A 26858-nucleotide genomic window follows, 5' to 3' on the forward strand; every position below is an offset into this window, starting at 1 on the left:
CCTGCAGTAAATTTCGCTGTAACGATTAAACCTTACAGGAATTAATAACTAGACACCAAACAATTTTATGTAATACAATAAACATGTTGCTGCTGCAAATCTTAATGAGGAAGAGAAACTGATCTAATCCGTAACCAGGTGATTTAAATAATATCACTAAGACTGTCCCTTTCTGGCGTTTTACTTCCCTCCCTCTCTACACCTAATGCATATAAACTAAAAACAGTAAGTATTTGGTGACAGCGGCATTTTTTTTGGTATAATAGATTAATAGGAGTGATATGATGATTTCCGAACTTCACGAGCTGATTAAAAATACAAAATTAACAAAGAAAGAACGCTTAATCGCAGACTATGTTTTAGCTAACTTTCGTGATGCCTGTTTTATTACCTCCACAGATTTAGCTAACATATTAAACGTTAGCCACTCTTCTGTTATACGCTTTAGTCGTGCACTGGGGTTCACAGGCTACTCAGACTTTCAGCAAACAATACGTTCCCAATATAATGATTATGTTGCATCCCTGGGTGATGCTATGAGCATTCCCACATTCAAACTTTCCCAAACTGCGGACTTGCTGACGCAACGCTCTATCATGGACGATATTTCAAAAACCACCCAAGATAATATTAAATCTGTAATGATAAATAACTCAGATGAGCTATTTAGTCAAGCCAGCGATCAAATTATAAACTCAAAAATAAAATACATTGTTGGCAGTCGAGGTTGCCATGCCATTGCTTCGTTTCTTTCTGTCATCTTAAAAGATACACTACCTTTTGTCTTTGCAGAGCCCTCAGGAAGTTGCAATACCTTTGATTTTTTAAGCGATATTACAAAAAATGACTGCCTTATTGTGGTAAGCTACGCCCGTTATTCTGAATTAAGCTTTCTTGCCGCAGAACTAGCCCACAAAAAAGGGGCTACTGTGATTGTACTTACCGATACACCAACAGCACCCCTTGCAAAGTATTCAACTTTTTTATTTACGCACTCGGTAAATTCCATTAGCTTTTTCAACTCAATCATCCCTGGTATGTATACAGCGGAAGTTTTGGCCACTTATATTTGCCAAAAGGTTGGTCGAAACAATGAGGAAAAGTTAAGATTAATTGACCACTATACAACGAAACTGAAACTTTATTAATAACCATAACATATTTTTATCATTATAAAAAGCCTACACAGTTCACTTTCTGCGTAGGCCTTTTTTCATAATATTTAACTTCTTTTAGTTTTTATCAAATACTTCATGGTCTAACTTTCCTAATGAGCTGGCAACAAGTGCGGTTCCCGTCAAGTCGCTGACATTGTTTAAAACCGTATGAGCAGGGTCAATTGTAGGCCAAATGGCAGCTAAAATTGGAATCAAACTTAAAGGCATGCCTAAAGTTTCTAATAATACCGTAGACATAACTATACCTGCACCTTTCACACCTGCCGCACCAACGGATAAAATAATGCCTAAGAAAACAAACTCTAAAATTCGGGAAAACGTAATATCAAATCCATATAAATTTGAAGCAAATACACAACATAACCCAACAAACAATGCAAAACCATTCATACCACAGGTATTTCCCAAAGGAAGGGTAAAACCATAAATGTTTTCGGGTATACCCAACTTTTCTCCAGAAACCTTAATAGAAACGGGCAATGTTGCCGCTGAAGAAGTGGTTGTAACTGCTACAAGCATAGGTTCTGCTATTTTCTTCATAAATTTTGTTGGACTCAATTTGGCAACAAACTTAATTAACAAAGGATAGATAATGAATAGAATTAAAATTGCGCAGATATTATCTGTTAACATAAAAGATAGTACCTCTTTCATGGTAGCACCACTTATGGTATTTACCATTGTAGCCATGAGGGATACGATACCAAAAGGAGAAAATGCCATTACATACTCCGTAATTTTAAGCATTGTGTCGCTACCTTGATCAATGATAGAAACTAAGCCTTTTACTTTTTCTCCTAATGACAACAAAGCAACACCTAAAAAAATTGCAAAAACAATGATTTGAAGCATATTTGCCTGAGACATAGCTTGAATAATATTTTCAGGAACCCAAGAAACGGCGTTATCGACAAAGCTATAAGATACACTTTCGGCTATTTCTCCTGTCTGTAGAAATTCCGTTGTACCTGTACCAGGTTTCGTAATAAGTCCAGCAATTACACCAATGGAAGCAGATATACCCGATGTCGAAAGAATATATAAAATAAAACGCAAGCCAACGGTTCTAAGTTGCTTTACATCACCCATTTTGCATACACCACTTGTAATGCTAAAAAACACCAACGGAACAATTAACATCTTTAATAAACGAAGAAATACTGCACCGATGGGGGAAATTGCCTCTGCCGCTGCAGGTGAAATAAAACCAATTAAAAGCCCGACAGCAATACCAATAAGAATTTTAGTTTCCAAAGACATTTTTTTCCAAGTAATCATATCACATTTCCCCTTTTTTTATTTTGTGTATTTTTGTGCAAGTTCACTTGTTACTTTAAGGAAGTAGTCAATATCATCCGTCCCCTGACAATGCATAGGGGAAACACGTATTGCCCCTTTCAGCCCCAACGCCTCTACAATGCGCTTCGAGTAAATACTGGTATTGACCCGCTCGTAAACCGTAATCCCACGTTTCTGATACTCAGCCACACATTCCGTAAATCCAATACCATCTATCCCAATAGCTGCAATCAAATCACGCTGTGTAAGATCCTGTGTATCTACATAAACATGTACGCCTTTCATATTACGAAGACCCAAAACTTCATCCGTTCCATTGAGCATCCGTTCTAACAATGCTCTTTCCTGAAGATGAATTCTTTCCATGCCAGCCTTAAACACCGCCCTTTTGTCGTCAGACTTTACTTCTGCAGTACCAATTTCACATACATAATCAATGACGCTCATCATTGCTGCAAAATTACCTGGTGCGGAAGTACCTAATTCCCAAACATCTGGATTTTTTCCTGCTAGCTTATGATGCCTCATGGTAGCAACCCTCTCAGAAACATAAGCAAACCCACACCCTCTTACACCAAAAAATTTATAGGGTGCAAAATTCATTACATCTACGCCCAATTTCTCAACGTCCATAACCCCATGTGGTGCATGCTGCACTGCATCACTCACTATGTAAATATCAGGGTTCATTTCTCTGGCCCGCCTTACAATCTCCCCAATATCCATAATATTTCCAGAAATATTTGATGCCGCCATAATGCTTAATAGGCATGTATTCTCATCTACATATTTCATTACCTCATCTACGTCTACGCCGCCCGTTACTTGGTTGGCAGGAACAACACGGAACTCTCTGCCCGTCTTCTCGCAATAATACTCCATGGAATCATAGGCAGACGGGTGTTCGATAGAGGAGGTAACAGCATTTGTTCCCCACTTTACATTTTCCATGATCGTTCCAACAGCTTGAAACATTGTTTGGGAAGCTGTTAATTCAGTCATCAAAGCACCACTTTTCGCACCGAAAACAATCTCCATTATTTGCTTTGTTCCTTCTTCTACTAATCCTTTTAGATAAAGGGAACGCTCGTGAATTCTTTCAGGGCAGTCGGGAAATTTTTCCGCTTCTACTTTCGCCTCTACCGCTGCCTTTAATCGTAAAGAGCCACCTGAATTATCCATAAAAACTCTTTTACCATGTTGGGGATCCACATCTGGGTAATAAAACTTGCTTTTTAAAAATTGCTGATACTCTTTTTGAAATAAAACACCATTTTTAAAATCCATTCTTTTTCTCACCATAAACCTTCTCCATAAATCAATATTATTCTCGTAAACAATTCTAACACTTTAGCTAAATCTAGAAGCTCTCTGCCACACCCCCTAAATGTTCTTAGTTATTCATAATTTATTTTTCTGTTCAATATTATTTATATCATATTCATCTATTGCCTTCAATGTTAATAATGAACAATTGTGTTTATTGGTAATTTTTTTGAATAATTATAGTCATTTCAAGAGGTTTTTGCCGAAAATCAAGTCAACAAAATCCCCCCAATCTTTCAAGTAACTTCAATTTTGTTCAATAGTAACCAAATAAAATATTTTATTTTCACTAAAACTTTGAATTTACAATAACAACCATTGTACTTCCTCATGTCCATGCAACTTTTGACCTAAAGTGAACCTAAGTTGCCAAAAGGTATTAAAATCACTTTAGCCAGGCTGTTACCGTGGTTCACAAAAGTTATCACCAAAAACAATTTTCAGGGTAAAGAAAAACCAGCTAGGTAAGCAGCAATCCACCTTCCAATATCCCTACGATCAATTTGTAATCTCTCACATGAATTCTAAATCCACAGGCCCCTTCTAACTAACGTTGTACCATTTCTAGTTTTAAAGTTGTACTAAATTTTCTTGACATAAAAAACCCCTTTCATTAGATTTTTCGTCTAACAAAAGGGGTTCATTTAAAAAGAAGGGTAAATTGTTTATCCTATTAGTAGTTTACTCAATCTTTCATTATGTAATCTTTCACCATAAATCGGACCAGAAATGCTTTTCTGTAAATGGTTCCGGATCATGATTGTCTTGCAGCATTTCTCTGCGAATTTCATCATATTCATCAGGCACACGCTCCGTCCCATACTGTTCAAATTCTTCGCTGTTCATAATCCTAGCGCCCATCCTCTTAAGATCTTCTATGTTCGCCCTTTGAATCTGCGGCGTTTGAGAAGAGCAACAGTCTTCCAGAATAACCACATTATACTCCAAAGAATTTGCATCATAAGCAGTGGTTCGAATGCAGTTGGGCGTTGTGGTACCAATGAGAATCACCGTTTTAATATCCAGACGGCGCAGTATTAAATCCAGCTCTGTATGAAAGAAAGCACTCCAGCGAGGTTTGATGATTGAATAATCTCCGGCAATCGGCTTCAACCCATCTGGAGCCTCCGCACTATTGAATCCTGTCGAACCAGGCGTCATGGCACGACCGCCTACTTTCCAATTATTATAGCGTGTCAATTCTACGTCGCTGCCATCTGTGCGATAAATCCTTTTTACAAAAAATACTGGTATACCATTAGAACGAGCCCTAGAAATTGCTTTTCTGCAGGCGGGAACCGTTTCTGCTGCTCCACTAATACAATGAGCACTTCTCGGATCAATAAAGCCGTTTTCCATATCTATGACGATTAATGCAGAGTGCGTTGGATTTTCTTTCAAAGCTTCTTCCTCCTATAATCTGTTAATTTCATTTGTTACTACAATAAACTCCATCAGAAGTTACTTAATTATATACTATCTTTCTAAATATTTCTACAGATACAAAACAATTCAGCCTTCAACTCACCAATCTCGATTTAGGCTGTTGCTTATTTAAAACACACACGCCGCACCCCAGGCCTCGGAACAGGGTATGGCGTTATTTTCTTGTTGGATGGTCTAATTTTTGAACCTTCATAAAATAAGACTAATGCTGTTTCAAATTCTCTTAATATGCTGACTTTAAAGCATCATGATAAAGCAATGGGATGCCACCCCTTTAAAATTAATTTACTTACCTTATGTGCCTTACCTTCCGCCCGACATTGCCACAAATATTTCTCTTCTATAAACAGTAATAAAATATTTATTTAATTACTGGAAATAAATTCTCCTGAGCATAACAAAAAAACATGCTCCTAAACAAATTTCTTGCTTAAGAGCACGTTCTTCATTCTGACTATATGGATATATTAATGAATAATCTGCTTTTTCAGCACCAATTCGCCAAATAACATTGTACATACACATACTGCAAAACCAATTCCCACAACATACCAAGGGGACTGCATTGCAAAAAGTGGCAAAAGTGCTGCCAATGTGGATGTAACAGGAACAAAACATCCAAGGGCAACCCCAAAAGCCTCCCAGGCAGATGTCTTTGTTTCAGGGTCAACGCACCTTGCTAAGGCTAACCCGCTAGGGGTGCTGCCAATACCCTGACCGAAGGCCATTAAAGATAATTCAAACCAATCTTTTTTAATCCATCTTTTTACCAGTACAATGCAGATAAAGAACATTAATGCCATAATGATTGCTGTGTAGATGATGATGGGAACCAAATAAGAGGCAAATACATTTAGGTTCAGCGTTGCTGTAGCAGAACAGATACAAATTTCCAAAGCCACGCCGGAAATGGTATCAACGGATTTTTTGTCTGCATATTTATCAAGTTTCGTTTTACACATCAAGAACCAAATGATTGCTGCCCCTACAATACCATATAGTAAGGCAGGAATCTTAGAGAAAAAGGGTATTATGGTTGCCAAACCACCAAAAATCTTTCCACCCAGAAAAATGCTCAACATGATAAAACAAAACTGTAACGCCATAGAGTTAATACCGCTAGAGGATACTGTGCTATAACCCAAAGGCTTTCTTTCTTCCATAGGAAGTGCACCGCCATCTCCCGAACCAGTACTACCAAGGTTCTTTCCGTAGCCCTTACGAATACCCACGTTAACCAGAATCATTCCTAAAACCATTGCCAAAATCAAACCCAAAGTAGCTAAGATAATACCAAAGCTAATCATGTTATCTACACCTAAATCCTCAAAAAGGGTACCTGCTGTAGTTGCAGCCCCATGGCCACCCCAGAAGCAGAAACTGCTCATTATGCCCCAGTTTTCAGGTAGTTCTGGCCAAATTTTGCAAAGTCCCATACCAACAAGCATACCAACAAAAAGTTGTGCAAAATATGTAGTTACAATTACATTAATGGCACCAGAGTATGATTTAATCTTATTCTTATTAATCATCGTGCCAAAAATAGTACAGGTCAAAACAATATTGATTGTGGGTGTAGCCATGCCAGACCATGTTTCTGGCAACTCAATGATGCCAAATACCTGCGGCCCAAGAATTAATGCAAGAGCACCACCAATAATTCCTGCTGGAATAAATAATTTCTGCACAGGTTTACAAACCTCACGAATAACAAAACCGATTAAAAGGAAAACCATTAAAATCATCAAATCATTAATCACTGTTTGAAACATAAATCATTCCTCCCTTTAGTATTTTTCGTGTTCCACATATTCTGCATTCAAAGCCTCTAAAGTTTTCTCAACCCAAGGACGGATATAGGTTCCTTCCTTTTCAATCGTCTCAATAATTTTCTTTTCATTATCCACGATAGCTTCAACTTTTTCTAAAAGTTCTTCTGCATCCTGAGGACGTACAAAAACAATACCATCCTCATCACCAATCACAATATCCCCAGGGAAAACAACTCTGCCGCCGAAGTTTACAGGGGTATTTACCTCGCCAGGGCCGTTCTTGTAAGGACCATCGGGTGTAACACCTTTTGCATAAACAGGGAAGTCAGTCATTTGAGAAATCACGTCCAAATCACGAATGGAACCATCTACTACAATCCCAGCTAGTTTGCGTTTTCTACAATAACGTACCATTAGTTCGCCGAGAATAGCACGGCTTGTTGCACCTCCTGCGTCAATAACAACAACATCCCCAGGCTTTGCCAAATCCATAGCCAAATGAAACATTAGGTTATCCCCTTCGGGTACCTTTACTGTAAAAGCAGTTCCTAAGAGTTGCCCCTTGTTCATTGGAACAATCCCTTCATGTACGCCAGCAACTCTGCCCATGCAATCGCCCAAGTTTGCCGTTGCGTGTCCTGCAAATTTCTCTATCAATGCTTGATCTGGTCTATCAAAATCTTTCACAATTCTGCATCCGATATTAGCCATAGTTAAGCTCCCTTCTACACCACTCTATAGTTTGCTTGTCCACCATTTAACTCTTTATAAATTCCATCCACCGTCTCCATACCCATTCTATAAAGGGCTTCCTCCGTATTTGCACCAATATGAGGTGTTGCCACAAAATTATCTAACCCTACCAGTTTGTTTGCAGTTGTAGGTGGTTCAATTTCAAAAGCATCACAGGCGGCCGCACGTAATGTGCCGTTTACTAAGTGATTATATAAATCCTCTTCATTTACAATTCCACCTCGTGCTGCATTGATTAAAATAGCATTTTTTTTAAAATAATTGAATACATCTCCCGCAATTAAGTTCTTAGTCTCCTCTGTCAATGGTACACTAATGTTTACAATATCTGACCTTTTTAACACTTCAGCAACAGTATCAAGTTTTGTAATACCAAAACTTTTTGCTTCATCGCCACTCGTATAAGGGTCGTAGCCAATAACATTAACGCCAAACCCCCCCTTTGCCATTTCGGCTACTCTTCTAGCGATATTACCCATGCCAATAAGTCCTAAGGTTTTTCCTGTTATTTCTAATCCTGTTAAATGGATGGGCGCAATCCGCTCTATTTGATTTTCCCTCACCTGTCTATCGGCAGTTGTTATATTTCTAGATATGTCCATCATCAGCGCCAATATTAACTCTGCAACGGAGTTCGTGTTAGCTGTGGGTGTATAAATCACTCTTTTGTTTAACTCCTTTGCTGCTTCAATATCAATTGTATTGTATCCAACACCATGTTTTGCAATTACCTTAAGGTTATGTGCTTTTTCCATTAATTCCCTTGGAACAGGGAAAGCACGTAAAATAATAGCATCCACTTCTGCAATTTCGTCTAAATTGTCAGTTACCTCTGCAAAAGATTTTAGCTTTGCAAGGGCTTCTTCATGAATAAATTCGTTTAAAAATACTTTCATACTGTTCCCTCCATTGGAAAGCTGTATTGGCCATTACAACTCCTTATATCATGTTGTTCTCACTACAATTATAATTATATTTACAACATTCACTACATTCAACTCCCCAAAACCACCTAATATTATTTTTAAATTTGGGCTAATTGTATATTTTTGGAATCATATTCCTTGTATTATTAAAAAAACCTTTTCCGTCGACTACAAAAATTGAAGTTGACGGAAAAGGCTGAAGTTGTTTCAAAAACGTAATTCACTTAACATACTGTCTCGATCTTTTAGTTTTTTCCCATAAAGCTCTTTATCTTCCCAAGACAATAAGTTCAATATGTATTCCAAAATACTGATTGCACCTAGCATGGAGTTAAAAAAGCTCATGTGCTTTGTTTCTGCCAGCAAAACTATTTTAACATCTTTTGCCAGAGGTGAAAGAAGACTATCGGTTATTAAGACATAGTTTTTTGTTTTTCGTTTTATTAAATCGGAAATCATGATATCTATTTTATAATAGCGTGCAAAACTAATCACAACTACGGTATCCTTTTCTGTTGCCATCTGTAAAGGAAGAATTCCTTCGTCGTCGCCATTAATAATAACGAAAACGTCTTCTAAAATATGGCTCAATAATCTGCCAAATTGTACGGCACACCCCTTACTTCCATGTAACCCAACTACAAAAACTCGCTGGGCTTCCTTAAGCATGTTTACAGCTGATTTATAATCCTTAATATCATTTTGCATAAGAGATTGTTCTACGTTATTACTCATTAATTCAATCATTTCTCTCGTTATATCAAAATTTTTATAACGCTCTGAACGCAGCTCTAAACGTTTGCTTAAAGACTCTTCTCCGTCCTTGCTTTCGTAGATTTCTTGGATTAAATTTTTATATACCCTATCTTTAAAGTCTACAAAGCCCTCATAGCCAATGGCCCGTGTAAAACGAATGATTGATGCATCGCTTACACTCAACTCCCTTGCAATCTCCATGGTTGTCATGTTGTAAATTCTTTTATGATTTTTTACGAAGTATTCTCCGATTTTTTTTTGAACCTTTGTCAAGTCTGAATTACGAATTCTTTTTTTCAAGTTATCGTCAAAATTCCCTTTCGTTACATTCATTTTAATCCTCTCCTTGAAAAATAATCTCCGTATCCAAAACATTATTCTGCGCCTAAGTTTATTATTGGCAACGAAAGAACATAAACAAAACCGCTTCTTTTGAAACTGGCTCTGCTCTAGTATGAATTTAATTTTAAAGTCTGCAAAGCACATAAACCCTGCTGTTTATATTTCTACCCATTTTCATCCGAAAAATCTACTTTAAAGTTTATAGCTTTTAATAAAAAACCTATGCAAGTTCAGCCTTGTAGCAAAACACAGAGGAATTCTCATTTCAACAAGATAACCCCTCTTCTGCAGTAGCCTTGCATCATTTTTCAAGAACATATCTAATATTATAACACAAAAAGCACAACTCTAGAATCAATTTCCACACAAGCTGCTTCCTTGCTTTATCTCTTGCCTCTCATTATCTCGCCTTAACAAACGTTGTTTAGTAATGGCTTAAGTTCAAAAATTACGCTTCCTAAGATAAAGCACTACGGCTACCATTTGCCTTCGCAAGAAGAGGCTAAAATATAAAATGCAACACAAAAAAACCCCCAATTTACGGGGGTTATAGCAAGCTGATAACGGGATTTGAACCCGTGACCTCCGCCTTACCAAGGCGACGCTCTACCTACTGAGCCATATCAGCAAAGAGGCGTGGCAAAATTCTTATTATTTCGCCAGCCTGTATATATTATCATATTGTTTTCGATTCGTCAAGATTTTTTTGTTCCAAAAACCGTTCAAGTTTCTTCTTCACACGCTGTAATGCGTTATCTATAGATTTTTCCGTCTTCTTCAAACTTTTTGCAATCTCAAAGTAACTTCTCCCCTGTAAATATAGGGCAAGCACTTTAGTTTCAAATACACTTAAACTCTTCACCATCTGGCTTTCAATAAAGTCCTTATTTTCCTGCCCAATAAATAATGCCTCGGGGTTTAATAATTCCCCCTCCTGAAGCAAATCAATATATGTTTGATCGGAATCATCATCAAAAACAGGCTTGTTTAAAGAAATATATGAATTCAAAGGCTGATGCTTATGCCTGGTTGCCGCTTTAATAGCGGTAATCATTTGTCGATTTACACACAACTCTGCAAACCCAGCAAAAGAAGCATTTTTATCTCTATTGAAGTCACGTACAGCCTTATATAACCCAATCATCCCTTCTTGAATAATATCCTCACTATCTGCACCAATCAAAAAATAGGCTCTAGACCTTGATTTCACAAGAGGTTTGAATTTATTCATCAAATATTCTTCCGCCTGAGTATCACCTTTCTGTGCCATAGAAACCAATTCCTCATCCTTGTAAGCCGCAAAACTTAAACTTCTTGGCTCTGCGGCCTTAACCGCCCCTTGGTTTTCATCTACTTTTTTCTCCGCAATGCTTCTATCCATTCCAACGCCTCCCGGTCAAGATGATCTGCTAATAAATTATTTTTCGGTGGCCTATTTTCGATAAAACGCTCTCTCAAATAATTTGATTCCGCTTGAATCTCTAGTCGTAGCTCCTTCGCCGTCATTCTGGTTGCGCCCTGCCCATAAATAATCAGCTGCTCAAGGCTATCCCCTGTGGCAACCCGTATCCTGTAATGCTTGGGCATGGATGTCACTACCCTTTCAATATAATGATCCGCCGTTTCCGCCTCTTTTGTATAAACAACGTAAATATTATGATAAGGGTATGCAGTCCCTATATTTCCTTTTACTAAATATCCGTCAAAAACCAATATAATTGTAGTATTCTTAACCCCTTTATAATTGGAGAGAATATCCATAAGCTTCTGCCTTGCACTTTCTAGGCTAACATCTTGGGCTAACTCTTTTAAGTCATCCCAAGCATGAATAATATTATATCCATCTACTAATAAGAACTCCTTTTGCAAAAGCACCCCTCCATTCTGTATTGATATACACAATAGAGTATCACACTTTGTCGCATTTTGCAAAACCACAATTGGCTTAGTTTTTCTTATTTTCAAACCTTATCAAAATCCTTTAATCCCCTCAAACCACGCTTAAAATTATGGTACCTCTATTAATTAAACTTTCTCTGTCTCACCACTTCATACATCAAAAGTCCCGCCGCCACCGATGCATTCAGTGAAGAGATCTGCCCATACATAGGAATGGATGCAGTAAAATCGCACTTCTCCTTTACCAAACGGCTTACGCCCTCCCCTTCACTACCGATTACCAAAGCCAACGGCCCCTTCATATCAGTATCAAAATGATCCAAGCCCTTCATATCAGCGCAAGCAATCCAAAGACCATCTTTTTTCAATTTTTCCATGGTCTTTACAATATTTGTCACTCGAGCAACGGGCATATACTCAATAGCTCCTGCGGAAGTCTTCCCAACTGTGGCGTTTAGCCCAACAGAACGACGCTTCGGGATAATCACACCATGAACTCCTGCACATTCAGCAGTTCGCAGAATTGCTCCTAAATTGTGGGGATCCGTAATACCATCCAACAAAAGAATGAAGGGATCCTCCTCTCTTTTTCTTGCAATGGCCAAAATATCCTCAACTTCTACATATTCATGAGCAGATACCAAAGCGATTACACCTTGGTGATTTTTTGTCTGAGAAAGCTCGTCCAACTTCTGGCGACTTACTTCCTGAATCACAACGCCTTTTTCCGATGCTATGGCAATAATCCTCTTTATGGTACCCTCTAAATTCCCCTTTAGTACCAAAAGCTTCTCTATATCTCTGCCGCTTTTTAAAACCTCTAATACGGCATTTCTTCCCTCTAATTGATTTTCGTTAAACTCTCTTTCTCTTTTTTCCACAGAAAGACCTCCTGTTTTTCCTCTTCAAATTCTCTTAAATGATAAGAAAGGACCTCATTTTAGTGATGAAGCACTTCCTTATGTATGCTTAAGTCTATTCACACTTCTTTGGCAAACTTTCTCATGACGGATGGCACCATCATGCTATTTTCACAGCTTTCTAATACTTTTCTCAAACTTAGCTAGTAAACATCACTTGCATACTTTCCCTTGCAAATAAACCCATATCCCACAGAAGTTTTACAACGTTTTTCATGTCACATTGTAGTCCACGGAAAATATAAGAAAGTACTACCGCCCATAGCTAGGCTAGCGCCTTAAGCCCATTAAAATGGTTATAGAAAGCCGAAGGAACAGGCTTGTTATTTTCCTTCGGCTTTTTTCTATTCCCCTATTATATGTGCTATACCTAAAGAAAACAAGTTGATTACACGTTGTTTTTCCCCTTTGAGATATAAATATCCAAATAGCGCTTCTAGCCCTGTGGCATGACGATAATCCATCAAGTCTGCGTTTTTAGGAGTGGTAAAAGACTTCGCATTTCTCCCACGGCGAAAAACTGCGGCCTCCTCCTCTGTCAACTCCTCTGCAATACGAAAGTACATCTGGGCTTGCGCCTTAGCATTCACCAAGTCTCTGGCTTTTTTATGCAGACGGTTTACAGGTGCATTTCCATCTGTCAAAACCGTTAGCCTTACAATCATTTCGTAAACAGCATCTCCTATATAAGCAAGGCCAAGGGGGGAAAGACCCCTGGGGTCTACCTCCCCTGAACCACCTAAAATCAAATCTAGCTCTTTTAAATCCATACTTAACCTCTAAACCACTGTACACCTTGACGAGTATCTTTTATGGTAATTCCCATAGCCGCCAGTTCATCCCTGATTGCATCGGCACCAGCAAAGTCCTTTGCTTTTTTTGCCTCTGTTCTCTTTGCAATTAAAGCCTCGATTTTTTCTGTTTCTTCGTCAGAAATAGCGTCTTCGGAAACCTCAGCAATACCCAATACACCACACAGGTGACTCAGCATATCCCGAATTTCTACAGCATACTCCTTGGAAACACCTGCTTTTACTGCAATATTGCTAAAACGAACCAATTCATAGATCACAGAAATCGCATCGGCTGTATTAAAGTCATCATCCATTACTGCCTCAAACTGTTCTTTGTATTTCAAAAGCTCTACCGCCTGAGTTTTTTCCTCATCTGTCATTTTATCATTCACTGCATTCTGAATGTAAAAATCCAGTTCTTTTCTAGCATTCTTAATTCTTTCCAAACCATTCTGGCAAGCTTGCATTAAGTCACGGCTAAAGTTAATCGGACTTCTGTAATGGCCGTTTAAAATAAAGAAACGAATGACTTCGTAAGGGAACTGTGCCGCAATGTCTCTAACTGTAAAAAAGTTGCCCAAAGACTTAGACATCTTTTCATTGTCAACGGTAATAAAACCATTGTGCAACCAATATTTAGCAAACTGAGCCCCATTGCAAGCTTCACTCTGGGCAATTTCATTTTCATGGTGAGGGAAAACCAAATCCTCACCACCAGCATGTATGTCAATACTTTCCCCTAAATGATGCTTCGCCATAACGGAGCACTCAATATGCCAGCCAGGTCTGCCTTCGCCCCAAGGGGACTGCCAACTGGGTTCCCCTTCTTTTTTAGGCTTCCAAAGTACGAAGTCCGTGGGGTTTTTCTTAGCTTCATCAATGGAAACACGCTCACTACCGCCAGTAATCAAATCCTCCAGATTTTTTCTGGATAACTTACCATACTCTGGAAATCTCTTTGTATCAAAATAAATTGTACCTTTGTCCTCGTAAGCAAAACCTTTATCCACCAAGTCTTTCACCATCTGGATAATCAAATCCATCTCATCTGTAACACGAGGATGCATGGTGGCACGCTTTACATTCAAACCATCGGCATCATGAAAAGCCTCTTGGATAAATCTGCTGGAAACTTCCTGCATTGTTTTGTTTTCTTTGTTTGCACGGTTGATAATCTTATCATCCACGTCAGTAAAGTTCTGTACATAAGTTACTTCGTATCCCTTATATTCCAAGTAGCGTCTTACTGTATCAAATACAACGTAGGGTCTCGCATTTCCAATATGAATAAAGTCATACACTGTAGGCCCGCAAACATACATTTTTACTTTGCCTTCTTCAATAGGTACAAACTCTTCTTTCTGCCTGGTTAATGTATTATATACTTTCATGTGATTCATCCTTTCTATTTCGTAGTTCCTGCAAAAGCAATCATAACGTAAAATAAGATCAAACTTTCTTCTAAAAAAGTTAAACCCTGGCTGGTTGTACTTTCAATTTGGAAGAGATAATCCTATAAGAATTATCTCCTCTCCCTCTTGTAATTATATCATACTTTAATTAAAAATACTTATTTTTTCCAAGGGTTTGCAAAGTTTTACATGGCTCTTTTTTTGTGCCCTGTTAATTCCTCTGGAGCAACGGGCTTAATACGAACACCGTCTTTTCTTACCACCATTACAGGAGAACCAACGGCAGTTACATTCTCAGGAATATCTTGGATTACAACAGACCCTGCACCAATCTTCGCATTTTTTCCAATGGTAACAGCTCCCAGAACAATGGTGCCTGCACCAATCATAACATTATCTTCAAGGGTTGGGTGCCTTTTATTTTTATCTTTTCCCGTTCCCCCTAGTGTTACACCATGATACAACATAACATTGTCGCCAATTTCCGCAGTTTCTCCTATCACAATACCCATTCCATGGTCAATAAAAAAGTTCTTGCCAATGGTTGCACCGGGGTGAATTTCGATTCCCGTAATGAATCTGGAAAACTGAGAAATAAGTCTAGCCATAAAATAAAAATGTTTCTTGTAAAATCTATGGGCAATCCTATGGTTAATTACAGCCCAAAAACTGGGGTATAAAAAAACTTCAATATTGCTTTTAATTGCAGGGTCTTTTTCTTTAATTACCCTAATTGCTTCCTTTAACATAAAAATTCCTCCTATTTCTTAACTTCTCTCAAAGAAAAGTTGTGGGTAGTTTCAACTACGTTTTATTTTTCCCTTTAAAACTTCTATGGTAAAATCTTGTAATAAAAAAAGCCTCGTCTCTATACAACATAAAGACGAAGCTATATTATCTCCGCGGTTCCACTTTAATTAGACGGCCATCACCATCTCACTTTGGGACTGTAACGTTGTCACCGGATACAAGCTACTTTAAAAACTTTCGCCTGCTCAGTTCAGGAACGCACTTCATCCGCCCTCACCTATAAACGGCTCCCACCCAAGTATTTTAAGATGGCGACAGTCAAAATCATGTTTTTCATGACCTCAAATCTCATCACCTTGCACCAAGGCCGCTATTCTCTGTTAGGCAAGAAAAGGATTACTCTTTTCCATCATAACCTTTTTCTTATTCACTTTTATTTATAAGGCAAACCACCGTAGCAGCTATACCTTCACCTGCTCCTGTAAAACCCAAACCTTCCTCAGTTGTGGCTTTCACATTCACTTGTTCCATTTCTATTCCCAAAGTTCTCGCAATATTCTCACGCATACTAGGAATATATGGTGCCAATTTCGGTTCTTGAGCAATAATTGTAGTATCAAGATTTATTATACAATATCCTTTTTCAGAAATCAAGTATAAAACTTCCGACAGCAACTTTAAACTGTCAGCCCCCCTAAACCTTTCATCCGAATCAGGAAAGTGCGTACCGATATCCCCAAGAGCCGCCGCACCCAAAAGAGCATCCATAATAGCGTGTAATAAAACATCGGCATCCGAATGACCTAAAAGCCCCTTTTCATGAGGAATCTCAACACCACCAATGATTAATTTTCGTCCTTCAACTAATTTATGCACATCATATCCGGAGCCAATCCGCATATTTCTTACCTCACTTTCAAAATATGCATGGATAATTTAAAACTCTCCTATCCAGTACAATTTTTTTCAAAAATTCATATAGCCCCACTATACTCCCAACGGATCCTTATGTCAAGATGAGGTCTTGGGCAGAAAAAATAGGTAGTTGAAAATATATCCTTATTAATACAAGAATATTATCCATGTACCACTCCCACCATCTACCTTGTAGAAAGATTTACCCCCTAAACTTTCAGGAATTTTTTATTCATACGAAGCCTTTTTCAACGAATAAAACTCGTTCTAACTCCCTTTTCAACTTCAGGCAACTCAATACCATGCTCTTTACCGCAGGCAATACTTTTCAACATCCAAGCCATATTCGTACCGATATTCCGCATGGTTTGTAGGCCCTCTAGATCCTTCATAACATCTTCAGGACAAACGCCATGAACCATATTCCAATAGCTAGAAGATACAATAGGCATCATGGCAATGGTAAAATATTTATTAATCACATCAAAAGATGCCGTTGTGCCCCCACGTCTTGCTGAAATCACAGCAGCTGCCGGTTTAAAATGAAATGGGTGTTTATCTACTGAGCTGGAAGAACAGTAAAATACCCGATCCAGAAAAGAAAGGAGCCGTCCGCTGGGATGAGCATAGTACACTGGGGAGCCAAAAATAAACCCGTCGGCTTCCCTTGCCTCTTCCACAAATCTATTTACATCGTCGTCATTAAATACGCACTTTCCCTCATGGCATTTCTTGCATCCAATACAGTCTCTAATTGCTTTTCCACCTAATTGAAATATTTCATACTGGATACCTTGTTTTTCCAAAGCCTTACCTACCTCTGTTAATGCTGTAAAGGTGCATCCTTTCAAGTTGGAACTGCCGTTCACCATAAGTACTTTCATACATTCTCCTCCTAACATTCCTGTTGAAATGATTCATATACTAAAGTTTTAAATCCTTTATCCCAAAATTAATTAGTGCTACCTTTCATTTGTATTGTCATTGCTCCTTGTTTTATTCCATCATAATACCCCAATAAAGGAGTTTATTTATAAATTGCTATATATAAAATTGTAAATAAGCCTTAAGCTTTTCGTAATAGAAAGCACAGGAAATAGCATTCTCTTTGTAAATGAGTTATGTTATGATTAGATAACAATTTTTTAATAAAGGAGCCATTTTCTATGCTACATAAACGACTCAAGAAAAAACGGATCTGGTTGATTTTTATACTTCTCTGTATTCTTCTGTTTTTTTTAGCCTTCGACGTTAGGCTTAAAACAGTAACATATACCATCAACACTGAAAAATTGACAGATCAAATTCGCATTGCTTTGGTTACAGATCTCCACTCTTGCCGTTATGGAGATGATCAAGAAAATTTGATTCAAGCCATCGAAAAAGAAAACCCAGACCTAATTCTTTTGGGCGGTGATATCTGCGATGACAGAATCCCCCATAACAATACCCAGAAGCTTTTAAAATCCATTACAAAAAAATACCCCTGCTATTATGTCACAGGCAACCATGAATACTGGACTGGTGATATCGAAAAAGTTTTAGATATCTTCCGTGCCTACAATGTTAACATATTACAGGGGACATTTGAAACCATTGAGGTTAATGGACAGAAACTAAATATTTGTGGCATTGATGATCCTGATGCAGAACGCTGGGGCACAAATATTAGCATTGCACAGCAGTTGGAAGCACTCAAGAGTACATCTGAGAATGGGTTTTATACCGTTTTACTTTCCCATCGACCAGAACTGATTGAAACCTACTTGGAATATAACTTTGACCTTATTTTAAGTGGCCATGCCCACGGTGGTCAGTGGCGAATTCCTGGTATCCTAAATGGGCTTCTCGCCCCAAATCAGGGATGGTTCCCCCCTTATGCAGGGGGTGAATATTCATTCGATAATAGCAAAATGATTGTTAGCCGTGGACTAGCCCGTGAGAGCACGCGAGTACCAAGAATTTTCAATCGCCCAGAGCTTGTCATTGTTAATTTAAAGTAAAGAGCTTTATCTTCAGATTCGTCGCATAAAGTATAAAGAACCATCTGCCTAGCGGGTGATTCTTTCTCTTTGGTTACACCTTGTGCTACCATATACTGGGTAAGCTATGCCTATTTAGCGTCTACTTGATGACGAACAAATAACTATAAATTTTGTGCATAAATTCTTTATTTATTCTATAGATTTATTTCTACCAAACCCGTTTAGTCCTTATTTGAATAAGTAATATTAAAAATAGCAAAAAACACCCAATCATGGATGTCTTCAAATAAAAATAGCGGAGGAGGGATTTGAACCCCCGACACTGCGGGTATGAACCGCATGCTCTAGCCAACTGAGCTACTCCGCCATATCTATATTGAGTTTTGAATATTCTAGAAAAAATGGGAGTTACAGGGCTCGAACCTGTGACCCTCTGCTTGTAAGGCAGATGCTCTCCCAGCTGAGCTAAACTCCCATAACGACTCAGAAGGGACTCGAACCCTCGACCTCCGGCGTGACAGGCCGGCGCTCTAACCAACTGAGCTACTGAGCCATATTTAATTAATAAAGTGGGTCTTCAGGGACTCGAACCCGGGACCGTCCGGTTATGAGCCGGATGCTCTAACCAACTGAGCTAAAGACCCAAAAAAATTTTGTGCCCAGTTAAAAATAAGCCGATGATCGGACTCGAACCGATAACCTGCTGATTACAAGTCAGCTGCTCTGCCAATTGAGCCACATCGGCTTAAAATAGATTTCGGCAACCATCTACTTTCCCAGGCAGCTTCCCACCAAGTATCATCGACCGCTCAGGTCTTAACCGACGTGTTCGGAATGGGAACGGGTGTGTCCCCTGAGCGCATCGTCACCGAAAACTAAAAATGATCCGTGCGGGATTCGAACCCGCGTTACCGCCGTGAAAGGGCGGTGTCTTAACCCCTTGACCAACGGACCATATCTACTCCCCGTGTTGGATTCGAACCAACGACCCTCCGGTTAACAGCCGGATGCTCTACCGCTGAGCTAACGAGGAATAATGAGATGTACTTACATACACCTTCAAAACTGAACACAAGAACATTAGCGCCTTCCTTTGCATTTATCAACTACCGACCCAACACCAAAGGTGTAAAGAGGTTATTTGTGCAAAGGATATTAGTGGTCTTTTCCAACAGGAAAAGAAATCACCTCGCCATTATATCATCAATCGATTTATTGGTCAAGCCCTCGGTCTATTAGTATTGGTCAGCTGAACACGTTGCCGTGCTTACACCTCCAACCTATCTACCTCGTTATCTTCAAGGGACCTTACTTCCGAAGAATGGGAAATCTTATCTTGAGGGCGGCTTCACGCTTAGATGCCTTCAGCGTTTATCCGTTCCATACATAGCTACCCGGCTGTGCAGTTGGTCTGCAACCGGTACACCAGAGGTACGTCCATCCCGGTCCTCTCGTACTAAGGACAGCTCCTCTCAAATTTCCAGCGCCCACAACGGATAGGGACCGAACTGTCTCACGACGTTCTGAACCCAGCTCGCGTACCGCTTTAATGGGCGAACAGCCCAACCCTTGGGACCGACTACAGCCCCAGGATGCGATGAGCCGACATCGAGGTGCCAAACCTCCCCGTCGATGTGAACTCTTGGGGGAGATAAGCCTGTTATCCCCAGGGTAGCTTTTATCCGTTGAGCGATGGCATTCCCACTTATTACCACCGGATCACTAAGTCCTACTTTCGTACCTGCTCCAGCCGTCGCTGTCGCAGTCAAGCCACCTTTTGCCTTTACACTCTTTGAATGGTTTCCAATCATTCTGAGGTGACCTTCGAGCGCCTCCGTTACCTTTTAGGAGGCGACCGCCCCAGTCAAACTGCCCGCCTGACATTGTCCTATACCCGGATCACGGGCATTAGTTAGAAATTCAATGACATAAGAGAGGTATCCCACCGGCGGCTCCACCAAGACTAGCGTCCTGGCTTCATAGCCTCCCTCCTATCCTGTACATATATCATCGAATCCCAGTATCAGGCTGCAGTAAAGCTCCATGGGGTCTTTCCGTCCTGTTGCGGGTAACCAGTATCTTCACTGGTTCTTCAATTTCACCGGGCGTGTTGTCGAGACAGTGCTCAAATCGTTACACCTTTCGTGCGGGTCAGAACTTACCTGACAAGGAATTTCGCTACCTTAGGACCGTTATAGTTACGGCCGCCGTTTACTGGGGCTTGAATTCAAAGCTTCGCTTACGCTAACCTCTCCTTTTAACCTTCCAGCACCGGGCAGGTGTCAGCCCATATACATCACCTTACGGTTTCGCATAGACCTATGTTTTTGCTAAACAGTCGCTTGAGCCTCTTTTCTGCGGCCACTTGCGTGGCTCCCCTTATCCCTAAGTTACGGGGTCATTTTGCCGAGTTCCTTAACAACACTTCTCCCGTCGGCCTGTGGATTTTCTCCTCATCTACCTGTGTCGGTTTACGGTACGGGTACGTATAATACAATAGCGGCTTTTCTCGGCAGTGTGGATTCGGAAACTTCCCTACTTTTGTTCAGTCCTCATCACATTTCACCATCAAGAGACGGATTTGCCTATCTCCCTTGGCTTTATGCTTGACCGGGTTTTTCCATTCCCCGGTTTCCCTATCCTCCTGCGTCCCCACAGTTCTGATTATACGTAGTACAGGAATATCAACCTGTTGTCCATCGACTACGACTTTCGTCCTCGCCTTAGGCCCCGACTAACCCTGAGAAGATTAGCTTTACTCAGGAAACCTTAGATATTCGGCCTATATGTTTCTCACATATATCTCGCTACTCATTCCGGCATTCTCTCTCCTGTTTCGTCCACCATTGCTCTCGCTTTGGCTTCATCCTTGCAGGATGCTCCTCTACCACTGACAACACTTAAGTTGTCAATCCGTAGCTTCGGTGACGTGTTTTAGCCCCGTTACATTTTCGGCGCAGGTTTTCTCGACTAGTGAGCTGTTACGCACTCTTTAAATGAGTGGCTGCTTCTAAGCCAACATCCTAGTTGTCTATGAAATCCCACATCCTTTTCCACTTAACACGTACTTTGGGACCTTAGCTGTCGGTCTGGGCTCTTTCCCTTTTGTCCATGCGACTTATCTCACATAGACTGACTCCCGAGGGTATCTCTACGGCATTCTTAGTTTGATATGAGTTGGTAACCTTTTTGGGCCCCGCGTCAGTTCAGTGCTTTACCTCCGTTAGACTCCTCTCGAGGCTAGCCCTAAAGCTATTTCGAGGAGAACCAGCTATCTCCGAGTTCGATTGGAATTTCTCCGCTATCCACACCTCATCACCACCTTTTTCAACAGATGTGTGTTCGGTCCTCCAAAGCCTTTTACGGCTCCTTCAACCTGGACATGGATAGGTCACCCGGTTTCGGGTCTACTAATACTAACTATACGCCCTATTCAGACTTGGTTTCCCTTCGGCTCCGTGGCTTCTAACCACTTAACCTCGCTGGCATTAGTAACTCGCCGGACCGTTCTACAAAAAGTACGCCATCAGGCACAAAGCCCTCTGACTGTTTGTAAGCACAAGGTTTCAGGTTCTCTTTCACTCCCCTCCCGGGGTTCTTTTCACCTTTCCTTCACAGTACTACTTCACTATCGGTCACTAGGGAGTATTTAGGCTTGGGGGGTGGTCCCCCCGGCTTCCCACAGGGTTTCTCGTGTCCCGTGGTACTCTGGATACTGTCAGCTGGCTCGAAATTTCGTCTACTGGACTTTCACCTTCTTTGGTGTGCTTTCCCAAAACACTTCGACTATCTCTTGCCAATGCCTTATACAGTCCGCAACCCCGAAGAACTAGGTCCTTCGGTTTGGCCTGTTTCCCGTTCGCTCGCCGCTACTAAGGAAATCGAGTTTTCTTTCTCCTCCTGCTGCTACTTAGATGTTTCAGTTCACAGCGTTCCCTTCCGCAGGCTATGTATTCACCTACGGATACTTGAGGTTTGCTCAAGTAGGTTTCCCCATTCAGAAATCTCCGGATCGATGGCTATTTGCGCCTCCCCGAAGCTTATCGCAGCTTATCACGTCTTTCATCGGCTCCTAGTGCCAAGGCATTCTCCTTGTGCTCTTTCTTGCTTGACCAGTTCGTTAGATTTTTGTATTGATGCTCTGAGTACTGCGACCTAACATTTCGTAGAAATGTAAGAGCAGTGCGAAATCAAAACAAAAATCGGTTTTCATTACGAAGTAATGAAAAAACTTCCTTATTGCTTTGACCCTCTTTTCATCAAGTCAAAATCTATAGCTTGTTCTTTGGAATGTTTCGTAGTAGCGATACTACGGTTTTTGTTAGCATCGTCTGCTAACTTCGTTAGATTTTTTCTTTGATGTTTTAAATGCTGCCACCTCACATTTGTAAAAATGTAAAAGCTGCATAAAATCAAAGATAAAATCGGTTTTCATTGCAATGCAATGAAAAAACTACTTTATTATTTCTAAAGAAATTTATTTATTTCTCGATTGACTCTATTTTTTCTTGTATTCAGTTTTCAAGGTGCAGTTCTTGCCTTTTATTCTTCTTTTATTCTTATTGAAGGTTTGATCCTTCAAAACCAAACAGTAGATTACTTCACAACCAATACTCCATAGAAAGGAGGTGATCCAGCCGCACCTTCCGATACGGCTACCTTGTTACGACTTCACCCCAGTCGCTGATATCACCTTCGGCGGTTCCTTCCTTACGGTTAGGTCACCGACTTCGGGTGCTTCCAACTCCCATGGTGTGACGGGCGGTGTGTACAAGGCCCGGGAACGTATTCACCGCGACATTCTGATTCGCGATTACTAGCGATTCCAGCTTCATGTAGTCGAGTTGCAGACTACAATCCGAACTGGGACTGGGTTTTTGTGATTTGCTTGACGTCGCCGTTTTGCTTCACTTTGTTACCAGCCATTGTAGCACGTGTGTAGCCCAAGACATAAGGGGCATGATGATTTGACGTCATCCCCACCTTCCTCCGTGTTATCCACGGCAGTCTCCTTAGAGTGCCCAACTGAATGATGGCTACTAAGAATAGGGGTTGCGCTCGTTGCGGGACTTAACCCAACATCTCACGACACGAGCTGACGACAACCATGCACCACCTGTCACCCCTGCTCCGAAGAGAAGCACTATCTCTAGTGCGGTCAGAGGGATGTCAAGCCTTGGTAAGGTTCTTCGCGTTGCTTCGAATTAAACCACATGCTCCACCGCTTGTGCGGGCCCCCGTCAATTCCTTTGAGTTTCAATCTTGCGATCGTACTCCCCAGGTGGAGTGCTTATTGCGTTAGCTGCGGCACCGAGGGTTCCCCCCCAACACCTAGCACTCATCGTTTACGGCGTGGACTACCAGGGTATCTAATCCTGTTCGCTCCCCACGCTTTCGAGCCTCAGCGTCAGTTTCAGTCCAGTAAGTCGCCTTCGCCACTGGTGTTCTTCCTAATATCTACGCATTTCACCGCTACACTAGGAATTCCACTTACCTCTCCTGTACTCTAGCTTGATAGTTTTAAATGCAATCCCGAGGTTAAGCCCCGGGCTTTCACATCTAACTTACCATGCCGCCTACTCTCCCTTTACACCCAGTAATTCCGGATAACGCTTGCCCCCTACGTATTACCGCGGCTGCTGGCACGTAGTTAGCCGGGGCTTCTTATTTAGGTACCGTCATTTTTTTCGTCCCTATTGATAGAAGTTTACGAGCCGAAACCCTTCATCCTTCACGCGGCGTTGCTGCATCAGGCTTTCGCCCATTGTGCAATATTCCCCACTGCTGCCTCCCGTAGGAGTTTGGGCCGTGTCTCAGTCCCAATGTGGCCGATCACCCTCTCAGGTCGGCTACTGATCGTTGCCTTGGTGAGCTTTTATCTCACCAACTAGCTAATCAGATGCGGGCCCATCCTGTACCGAATAAATCCTTTTCTCACAAGGGGATGCCCCCTCGTGATGACATGCGGTATTAGTCACCGTTTCCAGTGATTATTCCACAGTACAGGGCAGGTTGCCCACACGTTACTCACCCGTCCGCCGCTAAGATATTTAAAAATCCTGCCGAAGCTCTCATTTTAAATTTCTCCGCTCGACTTGCATGTGTTAAGCACGCCGCCAGCGTTCATCCTGAGCCAGGATCAAACTCTTATATTAAAATTTATGAACGGCATCGTCGGGAATAAATTTTATAAGTAGTTTTCATAGAAAACTACGCATAAAGCCTTCCGACTTGCACATCCGAGTTGTCCTAACCAGTATAATCTGGCTACTATCTGGTTTTTTCGAAACCAGCAAACTCTTTTGTCTCTTAAAAGCTTATAGCTTTTTGAATTGACTATGGGTTGTGTGTTTGTATTCTACTGTTTAGTTTTCAAGGATCAATTTGTCTCTTTGTCGCTGCTATTTTTTTCGTTGTCAGCGAAGATTATTGTATCAGGTCTGTTTTTATTTGTCAAGAACTTTTTAAAATTTTTTTTATTTTTTCGACTTTTAAGTTCTTAAAAACTTATCTAATTCTGTCGCTTCTCGGCGTCAGCGAAGGTAAGTTTAACAGACTTTTTGCTGCTTGTCAAGAATTTCTTCAAATTATTTTTGATATCAATTCATGACTTACTCATCTTCAATTTGCTATTTCCTTTGCCGTTTTGGCAGTGACAATTTATTATTATACACTCTTTTTTGCCTTTGTCAATACTAATTTAAACTTTTTTTCCATCTTTAGAAACCTTCTTACTCGTATTAATAAGGATACCTTAATTAAGGTATCCTTATTATATTCTTACTGTTATTATTGCGCAGGTGTCACATCAGTGCCCGTAGACACATCTGATGGTGTTGTTTCCTGACCATTTCCTGCACCGGCTTCTTCCTGTGTAGGGTTTTCAGTAGGGGTAGTCCCTAAATTCCCACAACCGCTGAATGCTAATGTAAGTCCTAGACAAAGCGCGAGAATCCATTCTTTTTTGAAGTTCTTTTTCATTTCCTATCACCACCTTTCCATTTCATCTGTAGTCACTTTCGCAGTAACGTTAACTCAATTACAGCAAAGATGCTATAATATTGTTTAAATATTATTTACTCTTTCCTTTTTTTAATTCTCTTTTTGTCAGATTCATTTTTTATCTTGATTCATAATGGCGAATAAAAAATCCCTTCATTTCCTGAAGGGATTTTTCATTAAAGCCTAGTTGCTTTTACTTTGTTTTGTTTGTTTTGTTTGTTTTATTACACTTACTGTTGTTCTGAGAGCCTGTTTCGATGCTGTATTCCTGAGCAAACTCTGTTCTGTTCATGCCCTTTTGTGGTTTTTCTGTAGTACCTTTGTTTGTTTTCTTGTCCATATTCTATGACCTCCCTAGTTTCGTTTATGACTAAATTGTACGAGGATTTTCCTCGCAGTCATAGTATGGATTATCTTACGTTTTTTATACTCTTTCTTTTTTCAATTATATATCTTTTTTTATACTTTAACGTTACATATTTTAAAACCTTTTGATATATAAAAGGGTTCGCTACTCCACCAACCATACCTACTATAAAGAATCCCTGCAAAAACTTTGAAAGTAACATGGCATCTGATAAAGCCCTTGATGCTTTTTGCATATCTTCTTCTATATTAGTAATAATATCAGGAACGTCCATATGGGTCATCCAACTTTCAACATCTTTATTTGCTTCTTCTTTCCTTTCATCTCCACACAATGAAGCAGTAATCATTTTTAAAATTAAAATTTGCTCCTTTTCTTCTTTATAATTAAATCCATAACCAATGGATGCTTCATAAATGCCTTTTAAAAGGATCCCAAGAAAAAGAGGAATATCTGGAAGCCCTACGCCAAAAACACCTAGACCAATCCCTTCTACCATTGTTGTACAAGTATTAATTCGTTGCCCTTTTTTAATCCCCCTCTCCAACTCCTTTAAAGACTTGCTATCTGGCTTTCGTTCAACACGCAAATTATTGACTGTAAAGTCAAGGGCAAGCTCATCTTCATTATAGGTTTTTTCTATTACACTAATACCCTTTGAAAAAATCAACTGAAACGCCTTATAAAATCCTTCATGCAGCGTTTTTGACAGTTTCTCGGGTATTTTTTTCTCCACGCCTTGCTTTAATTCATCAAACTTTGATGTTTTCCCATTCATTTCAATCTTCTTGTATTTTTTTTCTTCCTTTACCACAAGCCTTTTCCATTCTTTATCGAGACTTCTAGCCACCAAAATCCCCCCCAAACACAAGTATAGTCTTTCATACATTTTTTTGAATGCTTCATTGATATAACATTCGGCTATAGCCCAGACAAAGTTTCGACTATGGCTTTTCACTAATTTCTTTTAAGCATATTGTAAAACCGACTAAAAAGGCTTTCAAATTATTCTAACA

General features: G+C 40.1%; 20 protein-coding genes, 8 tRNA genes, 3 rRNA genes and 1 other annotated feature. Of the genes, 2 read left to right on the forward strand and 29 right to left on the reverse strand.

The features are described 5' to 3' along the window. Positions 1–281 precede the first annotated feature (281 nt). Positions 282–1148 carry a MurR/RpiR family transcriptional regulator gene (locus tag RBQ60_RS11110; protein WP_307883772.1) on the forward strand — a complete coding sequence of 289 codons (867 nt, stop codon included), beginning with the start codon at positions 282–284 and terminating at the stop codon, positions 1146–1148. 84 nt (positions 1149–1232) lie between these two features. Here the strand turns inward: RBQ60_RS11110 and RBQ60_RS11115 are convergent, their stop codons facing one another. From RBQ60_RS11115 to RBQ60_RS11190, 16 genes are all read right to left on the reverse strand, one after another. Continuing rightward, positions 1233–2456 (reverse strand): dicarboxylate/amino acid:cation symporter, encoded by a 1224-nt coding sequence (locus RBQ60_RS11115; protein WP_307883773.1) that lies wholly within the window; start codon positions 2454–2456, stop codon positions 1233–1235. 18 nt (positions 2457–2474) lie between these two features. Next, complete coding sequence (locus RBQ60_RS11120) at positions 2475–3779, reverse strand: aminotransferase class V-fold PLP-dependent enzyme (RefSeq protein WP_307883774.1); 1305 nt, start codon at positions 3777–3779, stop codon at positions 2475–2477. A gap of 732 nt (positions 3780–4511) precedes the next feature. Further along, positions 4512–5204 (reverse strand): cysteine hydrolase family protein, encoded by a 693-nt coding sequence (locus tag RBQ60_RS11125; protein WP_307883775.1) that lies wholly within the window; start codon positions 5202–5204, stop codon positions 4512–4514. Positions 5205–5716: 512 nt separating this feature from the next. Continuing rightward, entirely contained in the window at positions 5717–7021 is a 1305-nt protein-coding gene (locus RBQ60_RS11130) for a sodium/glutamate symporter (protein ID WP_307883776.1), read from the reverse strand. Positions 7022–7036: 15 nt separating this feature from the next. Then, positions 7037–7732, reverse strand: coding sequence for an RraA family protein (locus tag RBQ60_RS11135; protein ID WP_307883777.1), 696 nt, complete (start codon positions 7730–7732; stop codon positions 7037–7039). A 14-nt stretch (positions 7733–7746) separates the two neighbouring features. Further along, positions 7747–8670, reverse strand: coding sequence for a hydroxyacid dehydrogenase (locus RBQ60_RS11140; RefSeq protein ID WP_307883778.1), 924 nt, complete (start codon positions 8668–8670; stop codon positions 7747–7749). A 237-nt stretch (positions 8671–8907) separates the two neighbouring features. After that, positions 8908–9789 (reverse strand): MurR/RpiR family transcriptional regulator, encoded by an 882-nt coding sequence (locus RBQ60_RS11145; protein WP_307883779.1) that lies wholly within the window; start codon positions 9787–9789, stop codon positions 8908–8910. A 564-nt stretch (positions 9790–10353) separates the two neighbouring features. Beyond that, positions 10354–10426: transfer RNA gene (locus RBQ60_RS11150), tRNA-Thr, on the reverse strand. Between the two features lie 48 nt (positions 10427–10474). Continuing rightward, positions 10475–11179 carry an RNA polymerase sporulation sigma factor SigH gene (gene sigH, locus RBQ60_RS11155; RefSeq protein ID WP_331654186.1) on the reverse strand — a complete coding sequence of 235 codons (705 nt, stop codon included), beginning with the start codon at positions 11177–11179 and terminating at the stop codon, positions 10475–10477. Continuing rightward, positions 11149–11673, reverse strand: coding sequence for an NYN domain-containing protein (locus tag RBQ60_RS11160; RefSeq protein ID WP_442871389.1), 525 nt, complete (start codon positions 11671–11673; stop codon positions 11149–11151). The genes sigH and RBQ60_RS11160 overlap by 31 nt, the downstream gene beginning before the upstream one ends. 146 nt (positions 11674–11819) lie before the next feature. Next, on the reverse strand, positions 11820–12578 hold the full coding sequence (rlmB, locus tag RBQ60_RS11165) for a 23S rRNA (guanosine(2251)-2'-O)-methyltransferase RlmB (protein WP_307883781.1): 759 nt from the start codon (positions 12576–12578) through the stop codon (positions 11820–11822). A 383-nt stretch (positions 12579–12961) separates the two neighbouring features. Then, positions 12962–13387 carry a Mini-ribonuclease 3 gene (locus RBQ60_RS11170; RefSeq protein ID WP_307883782.1) on the reverse strand — a complete coding sequence of 142 codons (426 nt, stop codon included), beginning with the start codon at positions 13385–13387 and terminating at the stop codon, positions 12962–12964. Between the two features lie 2 nt (positions 13388–13389). Further along, a complete protein-coding gene (gene cysS, locus RBQ60_RS11175; RefSeq protein WP_307883783.1) occupies positions 13390–14802 on the reverse strand; it encodes a cysteine--tRNA ligase in 1413 nt (470 codons plus the stop codon). 206 nt (positions 14803–15008) lie between these two features. Continuing rightward, complete coding sequence (gene epsC / locus RBQ60_RS11180; RefSeq protein ID WP_307883784.1) at positions 15009–15572, reverse strand: serine O-acetyltransferase EpsC; 564 nt, start codon at positions 15570–15572, stop codon at positions 15009–15011. 127 nt (positions 15573–15699) lie between these two features. Further along, positions 15700–15995: a binding site (T-box leader), on the reverse strand. 1 nt (position 15996) lies between these two features. Beyond that, complete coding sequence (gene ispF / locus RBQ60_RS11185; RefSeq protein ID WP_307883785.1) at positions 15997–16473, reverse strand: 2-C-methyl-D-erythritol 2,4-cyclodiphosphate synthase; 477 nt, start codon at positions 16471–16473, stop codon at positions 15997–15999. Positions 16474–16736: 263 nt separating this feature from the next. Beyond that, the gene (locus RBQ60_RS11190) at positions 16737–17372 is read right to left on the reverse strand and encodes a flavodoxin family protein (RefSeq protein WP_307883786.1); all 636 of its coding nucleotides are present in this window, start codon (positions 17370–17372) and stop codon (positions 16737–16739) included. A gap of 282 nt (positions 17373–17654) precedes the next feature. Between RBQ60_RS11190 and RBQ60_RS11195 the strand changes: the two genes are divergently transcribed. After that, positions 17655–18491 (forward strand): metallophosphoesterase, encoded by an 837-nt coding sequence (locus RBQ60_RS11195; protein ID WP_307883787.1) that lies wholly within the window; start codon positions 17655–17657, stop codon positions 18489–18491. A gap of 275 nt (positions 18492–18766) precedes the next feature. On the opposite strand, the gene RBQ60_RS11200 is transcribed toward RBQ60_RS11195, so the two are convergent. The 13 genes from RBQ60_RS11200 to RBQ60_RS11260 form a co-directional block, all read right to left on the reverse strand. After that, positions 18767–18840: transfer RNA gene (locus tag RBQ60_RS11200), tRNA-Met, on the reverse strand. 35 nt (positions 18841–18875) lie between these two features. Next, positions 18876–18948, reverse strand: a tRNA-Val gene (locus tag RBQ60_RS11205). A gap of 4 nt (positions 18949–18952) precedes the next feature. Continuing rightward, positions 18953–19026 (reverse strand) — tRNA-Asp (locus RBQ60_RS11210). Between the two features lie 17 nt (positions 19027–19043). Beyond that, positions 19044–19117 (reverse strand) — tRNA-Ile (locus RBQ60_RS11215). A gap of 28 nt (positions 19118–19145) precedes the next feature. Then, a tRNA-Thr gene (locus RBQ60_RS11220) sits at positions 19146–19218 on the reverse strand. Positions 19219–19228: 10 nt separating this feature from the next. Next, a 5S ribosomal RNA gene (rrf, locus tag RBQ60_RS11225) occupies positions 19229–19346 on the reverse strand. 9 nt (positions 19347–19355) lie between these two features. After that, a tRNA-Glu gene (locus RBQ60_RS11230) sits at positions 19356–19427 on the reverse strand. Positions 19428–19434: 7 nt separating this feature from the next. Continuing rightward, positions 19435–19506, reverse strand: a tRNA-Asn gene (locus RBQ60_RS11235). Between the two features lie 182 nt (positions 19507–19688). Further along, a 23S ribosomal RNA gene (locus RBQ60_RS11240) occupies positions 19689–22587 on the reverse strand. A 507-nt stretch (positions 22588–23094) separates the two neighbouring features. Continuing rightward, positions 23095–24628, reverse strand: a 16S ribosomal RNA gene (locus tag RBQ60_RS11245). The 16S, 23S and 5S rRNA genes sit together here with 7 tRNA genes alongside, the layout of an rRNA operon. A gap of 634 nt (positions 24629–25262) precedes the next feature. Then, entirely contained in the window at positions 25263–25454 is a 192-nt protein-coding gene (locus RBQ60_RS11250; protein ID WP_307883788.1) for a hypothetical protein, read from the reverse strand. 214 nt (positions 25455–25668) lie between these two features. Then, positions 25669–25815, reverse strand: coding sequence for a hypothetical protein (locus tag RBQ60_RS11255; RefSeq protein ID WP_307883789.1), 147 nt, complete (start codon positions 25813–25815; stop codon positions 25669–25671). 70 nt (positions 25816–25885) lie between these two features. Further along, positions 25886–26731 (reverse strand): EcsC family protein, encoded by an 846-nt coding sequence (locus RBQ60_RS11260; RefSeq protein WP_307883790.1) that lies wholly within the window; start codon positions 26729–26731, stop codon positions 25886–25888. Positions 26732–26858 lie beyond the last annotated feature (127 nt).

Source organism: Anaerotignum sp. MB30-C6 (genome assembly GCF_030908465.1).
Taxonomy (GTDB): domain Bacteria; phylum Bacillota; class Clostridia; order Lachnospirales; family Anaerotignaceae; genus Chakrabartyella.